The organism is Thalassospira sp. Z349TD_5 (assembly GCF_056173045.1).
The window spans coordinates 3,573,317-3,589,207 of record NZ_CM149654.1; the positions used below are offsets into that span (position 1 = coordinate 3,573,317).

At 53.5% G+C, this 15,891-nt stretch carries 13 protein-coding genes; 3 read left to right on the forward strand and 10 right to left on the reverse strand.

What is annotated here, in order from left to right:
- Positions 1 to 326: 326 nt before the first annotated feature.
- Both AC0VXT_RS16435 and AC0VXT_RS16440 read left to right on the forward strand, forming a co-directional pair.
- Positions 327 to 1,661, forward strand: a complete 1,335-nt coding sequence (locus AC0VXT_RS16435) for an adenylate/guanylate cyclase domain-containing protein (protein ID WP_475546280.1) — start codon at positions 327 to 329, stop codon at positions 1,659 to 1,661.
- 861 nt (positions 1,662 to 2,522) lie between these two features.
- Positions 2,523 to 2,993, forward strand: coding sequence for a Dps family protein (locus AC0VXT_RS16440; RefSeq protein ID WP_475546281.1), 471 nt, complete (start codon positions 2,523 to 2,525; stop codon positions 2,991 to 2,993).
- 83 nt (positions 2,994 to 3,076) lie between these two features.
- Here the strand turns inward: AC0VXT_RS16440 and AC0VXT_RS16445 are convergent, their stop codons facing one another.
- The 7 genes from AC0VXT_RS16445 to AC0VXT_RS16475 all read right to left on the reverse strand — a co-directional run bounded on the left by AC0VXT_RS16445 (position 3,077) and on the right by AC0VXT_RS16475 (position 10,002).
- Positions 3,077 to 4,351 (reverse strand): amidase, encoded by a 1,275-nt coding sequence (locus tag AC0VXT_RS16445; RefSeq protein WP_475546282.1) that lies wholly within the window; start codon positions 4,349 to 4,351, stop codon positions 3,077 to 3,079.
- Between the two features lie 61 nt (positions 4,352 to 4,412).
- Positions 4,413 to 5,096, reverse strand: coding sequence for a DUF2848 domain-containing protein (locus AC0VXT_RS16450; RefSeq protein ID WP_475546283.1), 684 nt, complete (start codon positions 5,094 to 5,096; stop codon positions 4,413 to 4,415).
- Between the two features lie 126 nt (positions 5,097 to 5,222).
- The gene (locus AC0VXT_RS16455) at positions 5,223 to 6,503 is read right to left on the reverse strand and encodes a TRAP transporter large permease (RefSeq protein WP_475546284.1); all 1,281 of its coding nucleotides are present in this window, start codon (positions 6,501 to 6,503) and stop codon (positions 5,223 to 5,225) included.
- Positions 6,500 to 7,048, reverse strand: coding sequence for a TRAP transporter small permease subunit (locus tag AC0VXT_RS16460; protein WP_475546285.1), 549 nt, complete (start codon positions 7,046 to 7,048; stop codon positions 6,500 to 6,502). Before AC0VXT_RS16460 ends, AC0VXT_RS16455 begins: the two co-directional genes overlap by 4 nt.
- A 30-nt stretch (positions 7,049 to 7,078) precedes the next feature.
- The gene (locus AC0VXT_RS16465; RefSeq protein WP_475546286.1) at positions 7,079 to 8,131 is read right to left on the reverse strand and encodes a TRAP transporter substrate-binding protein; all 1,053 of its coding nucleotides are present in this window, start codon (positions 8,129 to 8,131) and stop codon (positions 7,079 to 7,081) included.
- A gap of 25 nt (positions 8,132 to 8,156) precedes the next feature.
- Complete coding sequence (locus AC0VXT_RS16470) at positions 8,157 to 9,020, reverse strand: putative hydro-lyase (RefSeq protein WP_475546287.1); 864 nt, start codon at positions 9,018 to 9,020, stop codon at positions 8,157 to 8,159.
- An 88-nt stretch (positions 9,021 to 9,108) separates the two neighbouring features.
- Positions 9,109 to 10,002 carry a LysR family transcriptional regulator gene (locus AC0VXT_RS16475; protein WP_475546288.1) on the reverse strand — a complete coding sequence of 298 codons (894 nt, stop codon included), beginning with the start codon at positions 10,000 to 10,002 and terminating at the stop codon, positions 9,109 to 9,111.
- A 224-nt stretch (positions 10,003 to 10,226) separates the two neighbouring features.
- On the opposite strand from AC0VXT_RS16475, the gene msrP reads away from it, so the two are divergent.
- The gene (msrP, locus tag AC0VXT_RS16480) at positions 10,227 to 11,195 is read left to right on the forward strand and encodes a protein-methionine-sulfoxide reductase catalytic subunit MsrP (RefSeq protein ID WP_475546289.1); all 969 of its coding nucleotides are present in this window, start codon (positions 10,227 to 10,229) and stop codon (positions 11,193 to 11,195) included.
- Between the two features lie 53 nt (positions 11,196 to 11,248).
- On the opposite strand, the gene AC0VXT_RS16485 is transcribed toward msrP, so the two are convergent.
- The 3 genes from AC0VXT_RS16485 to uvrB all read right to left on the reverse strand — a co-directional run bounded on the left by AC0VXT_RS16485 (position 11,249) and on the right by uvrB (position 15,677).
- Positions 11,249 to 11,980, reverse strand: a complete 732-nt coding sequence (locus AC0VXT_RS16485) for a class I SAM-dependent methyltransferase (RefSeq protein WP_475546290.1) — start codon at positions 11,978 to 11,980, stop codon at positions 11,249 to 11,251.
- Between the two features lie 22 nt (positions 11,981 to 12,002).
- Positions 12,003 to 13,361, reverse strand: a complete 1,359-nt coding sequence (locus AC0VXT_RS16490) for an Nramp family divalent metal transporter (RefSeq protein ID WP_475546291.1) — start codon at positions 13,359 to 13,361, stop codon at positions 12,003 to 12,005.
- 180 nt (positions 13,362 to 13,541) lie between these two features.
- Positions 13,542 to 15,677, reverse strand: coding sequence for an excinuclease ABC subunit UvrB (uvrB, locus tag AC0VXT_RS16495; RefSeq protein ID WP_475546292.1), 2,136 nt, complete (start codon positions 15,675 to 15,677; stop codon positions 13,542 to 13,544).
- Between the last annotated feature and the right edge of the window lie 214 nt (positions 15,678 to 15,891).

A 15,891-nucleotide genomic window follows, 5' to 3' on the forward strand; every position in this document is an offset into this window, starting at 1 on the left:
TGGTACAGAGTTTTCTCCCTGACCGAATTTCGGTCTTTGCCGGGCGCCCTGCCCGGCATACCCAGGGCCCCGAGAGGGGTCCTACGTCTCCCAGACGTGAAGCCTCCCTGATAAACTTGCCGGGCATTTAATATGCCCGGCTTTTTTTTGTCTTTTTCCCAAATACTCTCGCATCTGCCACGCAAGCGTGATCCGATGTCATCACCCGATGACTTGGCAAAATCATCGCAACCTCGCACTATGATCACAACGGACCGTCCATGGCGGCTATCGTGCATATGCAATCGGTTTGACAGTGACGTCTGCGTGTCAGGAAACAGTTGGTTATGAAAAGCACACTTTGGGCGTTTCTGTTTGGCAAACCGGTAAATGCGCACCTGCCCGAACGCGTCCTGATCGCCATCGAACACCAGCAGCGTGACAGCGAAAAGCTGATCGGCTGGGTACAGCTTTTATTGGTGACGATATTCGCCAGCCTCTATGCCTTTGCCCCGACCAGCGCCATGAACAAGGGCTTTCATCCCGTGCCATGGGCCTTGTCGCTGTATTTCCTGTTTACCTTTGCCCGCCTGATCCTGTCATATCGCATCGCACTGCCACACTGGTTCTTGACGGTATCGGTCATTGCCGACATCGGGCTTTTGATGGTCCTGATCTGGAGCTTCCATATCCAGTACATGCAACCTGCCAGCTTTTACCTCAAAGCGCCGACAATGATTTACGTCTTCATCTTTATTACCCTGCGCAGCCTGCGTTTCGATCCACGCTACATCCTGATTGCCGGTGGGGCGGCCGCCTTTGGCTGGTTGACCCTGGCCCTTTATGTGATCTGGAGCGAGGGCGGAAAAAGCATGATCACGCGCGATTATGTGACCTACCTGACATCAAACTCGATTCTCATCGGGGCAGAGGTCGATAAAATCATCGCCATTGTTCTGGTATCGGGGGTGCTGGCCATTGCGGTACTGCGCGCCCAACGGTCTTTTATCCGGGCCATTACCGATGAAATTGCCGCCAAGGATCTTTCACGGTTTGTGTCACCTGAAATTGCCGACCGCATCACCCGTGCGGAACATCAAATCAAACCCGGCGAAGGCGATGCTGTCACAGCAACGGTGATGTTTACCGACATCGAAGGCTTTTCAACCATATCAGAACAACTGAGCCCAAAGGAGCTCGCCAGACTGTTAAATGAGTATTTCACACAGACCAGTGCGGTCATCGACAGGTTCGGCGGGATCATTACCCAGTTTGAAGGCGATGCAATGTTGATCACCTTCAACGCGATCACATCCGATCCCGATCATGCCGCCAACGCAGTCCGCACCGCTCTGGCCATTCAGGAAATTGCGCAATCACATACCTTCTGCCACGGCGCAAAAATCAAAACCAGATGCGGGATTAACACGGGCGAGATCATCGTTGGGGCAATCGGTGCCGAAAACCACCTGACATTTACCGTGCATGGCGACAACGTCAATATTGCCGCCCGCCTTGAACAGCTCAACAAGCAATATGGCAGCTACGTCCTTGCGACCAGGGAAACCCATCGTGCCTGTGGTGATCTGTGCGAAGGATCCGACTGGACGCCCTGTGGCGACGTGATCGTGCGTGGCCGCGCAGCCCCAACGCCTGTGCTTAGCATCGCCAGCCCGTCATAGCCCCAAAACCTGCACCCCCTTGAGACCTCATTACCGCAACCGCAATACCATGCCCCGGACAAAATAAAAGTCCGGGGAGCCTAAGCTCGCCCGGACTTGGGGACAGATGGTCTTGGGGAGACCGATCAGATGCGCTGCCTTACCCGTGGGGTGCAATCGCTGTGGGGACAGCTTTTTACGGGTCCGATGCTAGTGAGGGAGGGCACCGCATCGATGTTTACGCATCTGACAATTGTGAATATGCCCGCGAAATGCGGCTCAAAAATCGGCCATCCGTGACCATTTTCGGGCGAATTACGGCGAATTACGGCACGGCATTGCCAGTGCCAAATTTGCGACCAACACAAAAAAAGGGGGCGGGATAAACCCGCCCCAACTTATTCGGGGTCATCATGGTCTTGGGGAGACCGATCAGCCGCGGAATTTTCAGACGGGGGAAAAGCCTGAAAAATAAGCGATCCAGCATTATGAGGGGGGACAGATTTTGCTGACCGCGTCCTCGGCTGACAGTTATGAATTTGGCCGATAAACAAGGCGGGAAAATAGGTCGCATTAGGCCATTTCGGGGCGAATTATGGTCAAATCGGGGCAACCAACAACTAAATTATTGATATCATTACAAACCCTAAAAGCCATCTGCACGGTTGGCACGGAAATATCAATACAAAATTTCTGTACCCCATCAATCGCACATAACCGAACCCCGCCCCAAATAACCCCACATACTGTAATAGAATTGATCTATTACAAATGATCACAGGATTGATTGGCATAAAGTTTTAACTAGGCAGATACTGTGTCTAACGAAATCGGGTCGCCACCCTTTTTGGGGCCCCTACCCCGAATAAAAGGAGATAACAAATGCAGATTGATATCGGTATTAATGAAACGAACCGCACGGAAATCGCCGATGGCCTTGGCCGCGTTCTGGCAGATTCCTATGGGCTGTATCTGAAAACCCATAACTTCCACTGGAATGTAACGGGTCCGATGTTCCAGACCCTGCACACCATGTTCGAAGGACAATACACCGAACTGGCAACCGCAATTGACGAAGTTGCCGAACGTATCCGGTCGCTTGGGGCTTTCGCACCCGCCAGCTTCTCGGCCTTTGCCGAACTCTCCTCGATCAAGGAAGAAAAAGGCGTCCCTGCTGCCAAGGATATGATCGCACAGCTGATCACAGGGCACGAAACCCTGATCAAAACTGCGCGTTCGCTCTATCCGATTTGCGACAGCGCGGATGATGACGCAACCGCCGACCTTCTGACCGCCCGCATTCAAGTGCACGAAAAAACCGCCTGGATGTTGCGCTCCCTGCTCGAAGGCTGAATGAACGCCTTCCAAACAACGAATACCAACAACAAAGGCCCGGGAAATTCCGGGCCTTTGTGCGTTTCACAGAACCGCACCCATCAGCCAAAAAGCGGATCGATCTGGCGCGCGGCGCTCAACACTGCCTTATCATGACCATGCGGCGCACCGATCATTAAGGACGCCGGAACTGTTTGCCCGACAACATTGACCGGAATTGAAATCGCACAGGCATCAACAAGGTTCAAATACCCGGTATTGCGCAACATCATCGCATTCAGATTGTCAAAGTCGGCTTCGGCCTCGGCAATCTTGGGTGCCATCATCGGCAAGGTCGGGGCGATCATGACATCGACCTCTGCCATCGCCGATCCGAACTGCGCGATTACATCCGTGCGCTTGGCATAGGCAGCAATCAGGTCATCTTTTGACAGCGTCTCGGCAAACTTAATCCGTGTTAAAACGCGCGGATCACCACATGTTTCGAGCTTGTCGATGTCCTTGCCATAAATGGCATGTGCTTCGGCCGAAACCAGCATTTTGTTGAGGATCGCATTTTCGGCGATAAAGCCAAGATCAAGTGTCACAAGCTCATGCCCGGCAGCGCGCAACTTTGCACAGACCATCTCGAAATCAGCCTTCACCCGCCCGTCAAGACCATCGACAAAGCCACTGCTCGGTACACCGATGCGCAACGTTGCGGCACTTGCCGGCGCATCAATCACCGTCTGACCCGACATCACTTCAAACACCGTGATCACAGTATCAAGGTCCGATGCCAGCGGCCCCGGCGTATCAAAGCTTTTTGCCAATGGATGGATGCCGTCACCCGACACCGACAGGCGCGATGGTTTAAACCCGTAAAGCCCATTTATTGCCGATGGAATGCGAATTGATCCGCCGGTATCGGTGCCCAATGCAAAATCAACTATCCCATGGGCCACGGTCAAACCACCGCCCGACGTCGACCCACCGGGAATGCCATCGGCGTCAAACACATTACCCGGTGTTCCGTAGTGCGGGTTCAACCCGACGCCGGAATAGGCAAATTCGCTTAATGTGGTGCGCCCAAATGGTATCGCCCCGGCTTCCTTCACCCGCCGGACAACATCGCAATCTTGCGTTGCCGGGGTGCGGCCTTTTAACAGTTCGGATGCCGCCGTGGTAGCAATACCAGCTTCGTCATACAGATCCTTGATCGACACCAGTTTACCGGCAAGCGGCAAATTGGGATTATCAGAAATCTGTTTTTCACAAAGCTCGGCATCACGTAAAATCCGGTCGCGATCAAACTCGGTAAAGATTTTACCGGCCAGATCGCCCAACTGATCAACCACGTCAAGCGCAGCCGTGACCTTGTCGATAATCGCCCCCATCAGGCAGCCTCCGTCCTGTTATGTTTTTTCTCTGCTCACCAAATTGCCCCAAGTTAAGGACTTAGGCGATTTCGGGCAGTTCCTTAATGTCATAGGCGTGCTCGATGGTGCGATCAAGTACCGGGTCATACAATGCCATTTTAAAACGACGGGCCGGACGCACCCCGCCCTTTGCACCAAGAGTGCCACACAGCATCACCGATGCCTTGCCTGTACCTGATGTGGTCATCAGCCCGGAACCATCGATAAGGTCGGTCAAAGGCCGGATCGAGGCAATCGTACCTTCCTGATATAGCACCCAGTCATCGCCATCTTTTTCCTGTACCCAAGACCGCATTTCAATCTGTTCGATATGGTCTTTGACCTCATCAAACCGCCAGATTTCCGATGCCACCGGCTTTTCACAAATCTGTTTGGAAAGCGCGACAGAATGGGCTTCAAGTTCACGGTCGGTATGATCCGACGCCAAACCAAGATAAAGCACACCGTCGTTCGCAATCAGGAACGGCTCGATCTCGCCCGATGTGCCTTTGCCGACCACTTCAATGCTTGGCTGTTGGGTGACCATGCCCGATGCCGTGCGGTAATAAAGCGGCACACTTGATGGCGGCTTCACCCCAATTTCGGCCAGTTCATCAATGTGATGCTGAATGGCCGCCGCATCGCGCCCGGTCCAACCGGCAACCGTGCAATGGGCAATATCAAAACTGATTTCTGTGCCCGCAAGAGTGAATGTCATCTGCATGTTGATGTCCCAGTATTCTTAAATTTTTGGGGTGCCGGTTTCGGTCGCCGGCACAATGAAGGGGCCCGGACCGGGATATTCCCGGCCCGTCAGCCAAATAGTGTGATGAAGGAACCTGCCCGGCCTCTAAAGGTAATCAGGCAGGAACAAAGCCAGTTGCGGCAGGAAGATTAGGCCGACAATCATCGCCATCATCACCAAAACAAACGGGATCGTGCCCAGCATGACCTCGGAAAGACGTCCGGATTTTCGCGCCCCCTGTACAACGTAAAGGTTCAAGCCAACCGGCGGGGTGATCAACGCCATCTCGATCAGAACGATCAAAAGAATGCCAAACCAGACCTTATCGAACCCCATGCCGGTCATGATCGGCACAATGATCGGAATGGTCGCCACCATCAGTGACAGGGTTTCGATAAAGAAACCCAGCACGATATAAAGAGCAACCACGACCATAAGGGTGCCCATCGGGCTAAAGTTAAGACCGGTCAAAAGGTCTTTAAGTTCACGTCCCATGCCCGCTGCCGTTAGGGTAAAGTTCAGGAAATACGCCCCGATGATCACAAGCATGATCATGGCGGTAATCCGAACGGTTCCGACCAGACACAATTTGATCATGTCATTGGAAACACCCCGGTTAAAGGCGGCGATCAACATGGCAATCACAACCCCGATGGCCGCAAACTCGGTCGGTGTCGCCCACCCGGCATAGATTGATCCGATCACCGCGATAAACAGGATCAGGATCGGGATCAGATGTCGCAGGCTTCCGACACGTTCCGCCCATGTAAATGACCGGCTTTGCCCGCCAAGCGACGGCTTGATCTTGCACAGAACAACCGTGACCAGCATGAAAGCAACCGCCATCACAAGCCCCGGCACCAAACCCGCCAAAAACAGGCGTGGAATGGATGTTTCGGTCAGGAACCCGTAAACGATCAGATTGATCGACGGCGGGATCATGATGCCAAGTGTACCGCCCGCCGCAATCGCCCCGGAAAACAGTTTTGGATCATAGCCAAGCTTTTCGGCCTGCGGCATCGCCACCGTTGCAACCGTGGCCGCCGTGGCCACCGATGATCCTGACGTTGCCGAAAACATTGTCGCCGTGCCGATATTGGCGTGGATCAACCCACCCGGAAGCCAGGAAAACCATTTATCCAGCGCCTCATAGGTTTTCTCGGCAATCCCGCCACGCACCAGAATTTCGCCCAACAGAACAAAGAATGGAATGGCGATCAGGGTTGATGAGTTTGACGATGACCAGACAACCTGACCCAGCCCGCGCAAAAGCGGGAACGGGGTAAAGAACTGGTCAACACCAATGCCCAGCAGAAACAGAACAATCCCGACCGGGATGGATAAGGCCAAAAAGCCCAAAAGGGATGCGGTTACAGCAAAAATCATGTCTCAAGCTCCACTTCGGAGCGCGCACCGACAAGCGCATCGGCCTGATCAAAATCGCGACGCATCATCAATACCAATGACAGGATGACAAGAACGCAGGCCGACACCGCAAACCAGATCCAGCCCGAAAGCCAGATCGTCTGTGGAATCCAAAGGGGCGTTTCAAGCGTAGTATTGGCCCGCGATCCGCGTTCGATGGTTTTTTCAAGCACCGGCCAGCATTGAAACGCAACAAGTGATGCCACCCCGGCCAAAGCCACAATCGCAATCAGGTCAAGCAACGCCCGACCGCGTGTCTGCAAACGCAACCGGATCAAATCAATGCGGACATGGGCAAGCTCGGTCAGAGCATATGACATCCCCCAACTGGCAACGCCTGCCATAACATATCCTGATATTTCTTCGGCACCGCCAAGCGATATGCCGACTTCGCGCAGCACAATTTCTGCAATAATCAGGATCACGGTGCCCGCCAGAACGAGTCCGACGAGCAACGCGATAATGCGGTTTGTGCGGCGGATGGCCGCAATCAATGTATTGGTCACTGTTCCGGCCTCTCCGCCTATTGCTGAAATTTAGTTCAGCGGTACGGTAACACCGACCGTTTTGCCAACGCTATCGTTCCAGCGCGCAACCCAGTCATCACCTGCACGTTCTGCCCATTCCGGCAGGACCGTCTCGGTCAGGATGGATTTTGCCTGTGCAACATCGGCATCAGATACATCAACCAGCGTCATATTCGCCGGATCACCCGCCGGGCAGGTACCATTACCGGTCAGACACGCTACATCGTTTTTCAACGCATCAGCCGCCGATGCCCAAGCCGGGGCTTCGAATTTGGTCGTGATTTCATCGGTGATGAATTTCTGGGTTTCCGCCGACAATGAATTCCACTTATCAAGGTTCATCGCGGTAACAACCGGATCCCATCCGCCCAGCGGAATGGTCATCAGATGGTCGGATACTTCCCACCAACCTGCACTGTACCCGGAACCAGCACCGGTGACGGCACAATCGATCACACCACGTTCAAGCGCACCCGGAACTTCCGAAAACGCCACATTCACACCGTTCGCACCCAGTGCTTCAAGGAACTTGGTGGTCATACGGCCCGAACCACGGACTTTTTTGTCTTTAAGATCGGTGATTGAAGTCACTTCACCCGCACAGAAAACCACCTGCGGCGGATAAGGTGCAATGGCAAGAACCTTGGAATTGAAACGGGTTTCAAAGATGTCATCAACCATTGGGCGGGCGGCTTCGACCATGGCCTTTGCCTCGGCGGCGGTATTTGCCACCAGCGGCACATCAAGGCCTTCAAGTTCTGGCGCATCACCGACCGCGTAATCACCAACCGTCATGGCAACGTCAAAAACACCGTCGCTCAGCAAACGAAACACGTCACCACCGCCAATGCCCATCTGATCATGGGTGGTCATCTGAACGGTGATGTCACCGTTTGAATCTGCCGGAAGCGTTTCGGTCCAGAAGGTGTTTTCATACTGTTTATAAAGCGGCAGGCTGCTCCAACTGCCGACAACCGAAAGTTCTTCGGCAACTGCAGGTGTGGCAACAAAACCTGCACCAAGTGCGGATACCGCCAAAAGCGAAGAAACCATCTTTTTCATAAGAATGTCCTCTCTGATAAGTCGTTTATGATTGATATACTTCAGGCTTCGTCTGAAGGGAAAATTCCGCGGCTTCTGCAAGAACGTCGGTTACAAGCATCAAGCCCGGTTCGTGCGTGATGGCAAAATCCGGCAACACGTTGCGAATTGCCATTTGTGGCGTGACTCCGCACGCCCAGAAAACCGGGATGTCCCCCTCGTTGATGACGGGTTCATCGCCAAAATCCGGTTTCATAATATCCGCAATACCGATCTGCGATGGATCACCGATATGAACCGGTGCGCCGTGGGCCAGACGATATCTGTCGGAATACAGGATCGCCCGGATCGCATCACCGGGCGCAAAAGATCGCATCGAAACCACCAAGGGACCGTGAAAACGCCCGGCCGGGGTGGTTGCGATATTTGTCACATACATCGGCACATTACGGTTCGCATCCATGTGGCGTAACCGCACACCGCCGCGCGTAATGGCCGCTTCGAATGAAAATGAACATCCCAGAACGAATGTCACCAGATCATCACGCCAGACATCGGAGACGTCCGTGACGCTGGTGTATTCGGCACTACCACGGAAAACGCGATAACCCGCAAGATCGGTTCGGATATCAAGATCAATGCCCAGTTCCGGGATGTGGGGCGATCCCGGTTCGGACATGCCGATCAGTGGGCATGATTTGGGGTTCTTTGAACAGAACTGCAAAAACTCGTCGGCATAGTCCGCCGGTAAAATCGCAAGGTTCCCCTGAAGGTACCCTGATGAGAAACCGGTCGTCGTTCCTGTGTACTCGCCACGTCGGATTGATGTGCGCAACGCCAATGGCGTGATCCGCGAAATATCATCCGAATTGGTGTCAACGGAACGGGTGGCGCTTTTTGATGCGGTCATTTTCAGTCCCATTCTCTGCCTCTGACGAAAGATTGAGAAATGGAACCGATCTTGTCAAGTAATCATTTTAAATGGTTTATGATCGTTTTCAACGATCAATTTGATCTGACAGTCGCGCTGCCTCCTGAATAGCCGCGCCAATTTCACCGTTCCGTTCGGCGTAATAAGTGATGACAAAATGCAATGCTGTCAGCGATGCTTCAGGCAAAACAGGGATCGGTTTGATATGGTCGGCCCACTCGGAATTCTTGACCATAAGTGTTGGTAAAACCCCAATTCCAAAGCCCCCCGCCACCAAATGTTTAACCGTCGAAAGCGATGCCGAACCATGCAGGGCCGGTTGCGAAATATCGGGGGCGGCAAAGATACTTTCGACTTCGCGAAACGGCGGCGTTCCTTTGGGAAAAGTCACGATAGCGTGCTCGGCCAGATCGCGTAACGTCAAGGGTGCGTCGCCCAATTCCAGATCTTCGGCACAGTACCAGCCAAGCTCAACTGGCTTAAGCGGCGCGGCAACGGCCCCTTGCGGCACGGATTCGCGCAACATGATCGCGACATCCATGTCATCGTCACTCAACGCCTTGCTAAGCTGCCCAGATGTATCAACCGATAATTCAAACCGGACCTTGGGAAAATCATCTTTTAACGTGTTAAGCATATCGGTCAGCAACGTATGCACGATGGTTTCCGCCACCCCGATCCTGACCGTCCCGTTAAGCTCGCCGGGATGGGTCAGCTCCTGCCAGATGCGATCCCGTGCCCGCGATAAACGCTGCGCTTCCTCGATAAACCGTAACCCTGCTGCAGTCAGGCGCACCTGCCGGTTGCTGCGGTCAAACAGCATCATGCCCAGCTTCTTTTCCAATGCGGAAACGCGGGCTGAAATCGCTGATTGCGACAGGTTGTATTTCTGCGCTGCTGCGCGAAACCCTCCTGCCTTGACGATATCTTGCAATATTTCGATATCTTTAAACTCAAACACGTATCGCCACCCTGATTTGATCTGATTTCGATCACAATACCTATCCGTCGATCACTTCGCACGATCATTTGATGGAAAAATTGATCAATTCGCGGTTTGTCGCCGTACCAACAAGGACCAACAAACTGAAATCAAACACGTCTCACTGGCTGTTCACCGAGGCGTGACTTGCCCGAATGTCATTTTGCGCGGACATTATGTTCAGTGCGATTTTGGAGGAAGCAATGCTGATACGCCGCAAAAAAGGCTGGGAAATCCCGGAACGTGAAGCCACCCCCGAAGCGGTTTATAAAAACCGCCGGCAGTTTCTAAAAGGGATTGCTGCTGGTTCAATCGGTGCTTCCGCCGCAGCCATGCCACTTGGCAGTGCGCTAGCCCAAGGGACAAGCCCCACCGCCGACCTTTATCCGGTGACCCGCAATCCGGCCTATACCGTTGATCGCGAAATGACCGAAAAGGCCAAGGCGCTGACCTATAACAATTTCTATGAATTCGGATCGCACAAATCCATCTCATCAGCCGCACAGGCGCTTAAACTGCGTCCATGGACGGTCAAGATCGACGGGATGGTCGAAAAGCCGATTGAAATCGATTTCGAAGACCTGGTGCGCAAAATGCCGCTTGAAGAACGGGTCTATCGTTTCCGCTGTGTCGAAGCATGGGCCATGACCGTCCCGTGGTCAGGCTTCCCGATGAAGGCACTGGTTGATTTTGCCAAGCCGCTATCGGGCGCAAAATATGTCGAAATGGAAACCGCCAGTCAGAAGGAAACCATGCCGGGCTTGCGCCAGTTCTGGTATCCGTGGCCTTACGTCGAAGGCCTGTCGATGGCCGAGGCCACCAACGAGCTGACCATGATTGCCACAGGCATCTACGGCGAAGAAATGCCCAAGCAAAACGGCGCACCGCTGCGTTTGGTCACCCCGTGGAAATACGGGTTCAAAAACATCAAGTCGATTGTCCGCATCACCTTTACCGACAAACGCCCGGTCAGCTTCTGGGAAGAACTCAACAAGGATGAATACGGCTTCTGGGCCAATGTGAACCCCAAAGTCCCCCATCCACGCTGGAGTCAGGCACATGAACGCCTGCTCAATAACGGCGAAACCGTCCCGACCCAGATTTACAACGGCTACGGCGATTATGTGGCTGATATGTACAAGGGCATGGAAGACGAAAAACTGTTTATGTAGTCCAACCCCGACCCACGACATCCCAACGAAGAAGGGCTGCCACACCGCAGCCCTTATTTCTTGCGTACCGAAACCAACAGCATCATAGGGCGCTCCATTTCTTCGGCCAGTTCGGGTATGTCCCGAATTTGCTCCGCAGTTGGTGCAAATTCGTTAATCTGCACCAGCTCGAACCCAGCATCAATCAGGGAATTGAGCGTTGTGGCAATCGTCCGGTGTTGTTTTACGACCCCCTTGGCAAACCAGTCCGTACGACGTGTTCCTTCAACTGAATATCCATTCACCGGCCAGGTTTTACGTCCATCTTCATCTTCGATCCAATGCGGATGTCGCGCTGCCATAAATACGGGGTGTTCAATGGTAAACACCAGATCACCACCAGATATGAGCGCATCATGGATGGAGCGCACAAGACGGCAAAAATCTTTGACATAATGGAATGTCAACGCGCTATAGACCAAATCGAATGAAGACGCTGGCAAATCTAGCGTTTCGATATCGGCAATGCGATAAGTAATTGCGCGATCTGACGTATCTGTCTTTGCTCGCACAATCATATTTTCCGACAGATCAACACCCAGAACGCTGGCCGCCCCCTGTTCACGCATCCAGCGCGATACCCAGCCAAACCCGCATCCCAGATCGGCCACGCGCTTACCCGTCAATGCGGGCAACATCGAACGGATCATCGGCCATTCCGGTGCACCGTCCAGCCCATGCACCTGCCGAGGTAGTTGGCTATATCCCTCAAAGAAGTCGGGATTATCGTAAATATTCTGGGCCATGCTTGCCTTGCTATTCACAGAGTTAGATCATCACACCGTTAAAGGCCATATCATAAAGCAACTTTATATTCAGTGCGATGATGATCGCAGCAATCAGCGATGCGGCAATCGTCAGCCACATCGGGGCCCGCAAATCGCCCATCTTTTCACGCGACGCGGTAAACATCACAAGTGGCACGACAGCAAACGGCAGTTGGAAACTCAAAACCACCTGCGACAGGATCAAAAGCTTTGCGGTTTGCCCTTCGCCATAAATCACCGTCACGGCAATCGCCGGCACAATCGCAATCAGGCGTGTCACCAAACGCCGCATCCAGTTGGGCAGGCGAATGTTGATAAACCCTTCCATCACGATCTGACCGGCCATGGTCGCGGTCACCGTCGAACTTAGCCCGCAACATAAAAGTGCAATGGCAAACAATGCCGGGGCAACCGATGCCCCCAAAAGTGGTGCCAGCAACTCATGGGCAATCCCGATGTCATCAACATTCATGCGTCCCGCGACATGGAACGTGGCGGCCGCCAATATCAGGATCGATGCATTGATCAGAAGTGCAAATGACAGGGCAATGGTGGAATCAAGCGTGGCATATTTAAGCGCCTCGCGCTTGCCTTCGGGGGTATACTCATAAGCGCGTGTCTGCACAATGCCCGAATGCAGATACAGGTTATGGGGCATCACCGTCGCACCAATAATGCCAAGTGCCAGATACAGCATATTCTGATTGCCAATCAGATCGACCGTCGGGGCAAAACCAATAATTACGCCATGCCAATCGGGGTTGGCCATGGCAATCTGCACACCAAAACAGACCGATATCACCGCCAGTAATGAGATGATGAATCCTTCGACCCAGCGAAACCCGCGCCCCTGTAACCACAAGATCAAAAGAACATCGGCTGCTGTGATCAGAACCCCCAATTCAAGCGGGATCGAAAACAACAGATTAAGCGCAATCGCCGTCCCGATGACTTCGGCCAGATCGGTCGCACAGATGGCCAGCTCCGCCAAAACCCAAAGCGGCCATGACACCCAGTTCGGAAACGCATCCCGGCACGCCTGCGCAAGATCGCGCCCCGATCCAATGGCCAACCGCGCACACAGTGATTGCAAAACAATCGCCATGACGTTGGATAACAAGGCGACAAACAGCAACGCATAGCCAAACTGCGACCCACCGGCCAGTGATGTCGCCCAGTTGCCCGGATCCATATAACCAACCGCAACCAGATACCCCGGTCCGGCAAAGGCCAGAAACTTACGGAATTTTCCCGACTGGTTGGATACCGCAATGGATCGGAACACCTCGACCAAGGATGGATCGGATGCATCACTGCGCCATCCCGCATCACGTGCGGGGGCTTGTTTGGCTTCGGACATCTGAAAACGGCCTGACTGTGAAATACCCTTACGGTCTGTAAGGTCACTATTTATGACGCGGCTTCCAAAGTTAGTCAAACCTAACTTTATGGCAAATTCGACACATTCTAGAGGTCGGAATTCCGCCCCGAACCCCGCCCCGAACCTTGGCAACCAAAGACCACAAGATCAATTCATGTCTTAAGGCCCCTTGCGGCGGCGCCCCTTGTATTTTGATTTATTGGCTGATTTCGAACCGGGTCCGATAGTACCAATGGTGCGCGCCATTGGCCCTGCTTCGGCCAGACCAAGTTCCTGATCTTCAAGTCGCTTGATCTCGTCACGCAGACGGGCGGCTTCCTCAAACTCAAGGTTCCCGGCGGCATCACGCATCCGTTTTTCAAGATCCTCGATATGGGCACGCAGGTTATGACCAATCAGCGTATCGCCCGACACACCGGTATCAACCGTGACGTAATCCTGTTCGGCGACACTTTCGATGACGTCATTGATCCGCGATCGCACACTTTCGGGCGTAATGCCATGTGCCTCGTTATAGGCAACCTGCTTTTCGCGCCGACGGTTGGTTTCATCAATCGCGTATTCAAGGCTGTCGGTCATCTTATCAGCATAAAGCAACACACGCCCATCAACGTTACGTGCCGCACGGCCAATCGTCTGCACCAGTGATGTTTTCGACCGCAGGAATCCTTCCTTGTCCGCATCCAGAATCGCCACCAGCGCACATTCGGGAATGTCCAAGCCTTCCCGCAGCAAGTTAATCCCGACCAGCACATCAAACACGCCAAGACGCAAATCGCGGATGATCTCGATCCGCTCCAGCGTATCAATATCGGAATGCAGATACCGCACCCTGATGCCATGTTCGTGCAGATATTCGGTCAAATCCTCGGCCATGCGTTTGGTCAGGGTCGTGACCAGAACGCGCTGGCCTTTGGCGGCACATTCCTTGGCCTCCCCCAGCAGGTCATCAACCTGCGTTTCGACCGGACGGATAATACACACCGGATCAATCAACCCGGTTGGTCGGATCACCTGTTCGGTAAACACGCCGCCCGTACGTTCCATTTCCCATTTGCCCGGTGTTGCCGAAACAAACACGCTTTGCGGGCGCATCGCTTCCCATTCTTCGAATTTTAGCGGCCGGTTATCAACACAGCTTGGCAGACGGAACCCATGTTCGGCCAGCGTGAATTTGCGGTTAAAGTCACCCTTGAACATGCCGCCGATTTGGGGCACGGCAACGTGGCTTTCATCGACAAACAGCAACGCGTTTTCGGGCAAATACTCAAACAGGGTCGGCGGCGGATCACCGGGATTACGCCCCGATAACCAGCGCGAATAGTTCTCGATCCCTTTGCAATGGCCAACCGTTTCCATCATCTCAAGATCAAACGTCGTGCGTTGCTCAATCCGCTCAGCTGCCAGAAGCTTTCCCTCGTTCTGGAACTGGGCAAGGCGGTCTTTCAGCTCCTGCTTGATACCCGTCATGGCCTGCACCAAGGTCGGGCGCGGGGTGACGTGGTGCGAATTGGCATAGACCGTGACCGAATCCATGCTGGCAAATTTATGCCCGGTCAGCGGATCAAACTCGGCCAGTTCCTCGATCTCGTCCCCAAACATCGACACCCGCCATGCACGGTCTTCCGAGTGGGCCGGGAAAATTTCCAAAACATCGCCGCGCACCCGGAATGTCCCGCGTGAAAAGGCCGCGTCATTGCGGGTATATTGCAATTCGACCAGACGTTTCATGATGTCGTTACGGTCAATTTCATCACCCACCGAAATGCGCTGCGTCATTTCAAGATAGGTTTCCACCGCCCCGATACCGTAAATGCACGATACCGATGCAACGATGATACAATCGTTGCGCTCTAAAATCGCACGGGTTGCCGCGTGGCGCATCCGGTCGATCTGTTCGTTAATCGATGAATCTTTTTCGATATAGGTATCAGAGCGCGGCAAATAGGCTTCCGGCTGATAATAGTCGTAGTACGACACGAAATACTCGACCGCATTCTCCGGGAAGAAATGCTTCATTTCGGCATAAAGCTGGGCTGCCAATGTCTTATTGGGCGCTAGAACCAATGCCGGGCGCTGAGTCTGGGCAATGATGTTGGCCATGGTAAAAGTCTTGCCCGACCCGGTCACACCCAGCAGAACCTGATCACGCTCATCATCATTGATGCCGTCCATAAGCTCGGCAATCGCGGCGGGCTGATCGCCTGCTGGCTGATATTCGGTCACCAGCTTGAATTCCCGCGATCCGTCAACCGGCGGGCGGCGTTTGGTCAAAAATTCCGGTAGCGCATTCATCGGGCAGGCCCCTGTTTTATCCTATGTGTAGTTATAAGACAGATATGCCCAACCGCAAGCCCCAGCCCTGACACATCCTGTCAGGAAATGTCAGCAGATGTCAGGACGCCACTCAATGGGAACAATGCCCAATTCATGGCGTTAAGGGTTAAGTTCTTTCCGATCAGACAGATCAAGGGTCGAAAATACGATCAAATCATCCCAAAGAACCCGC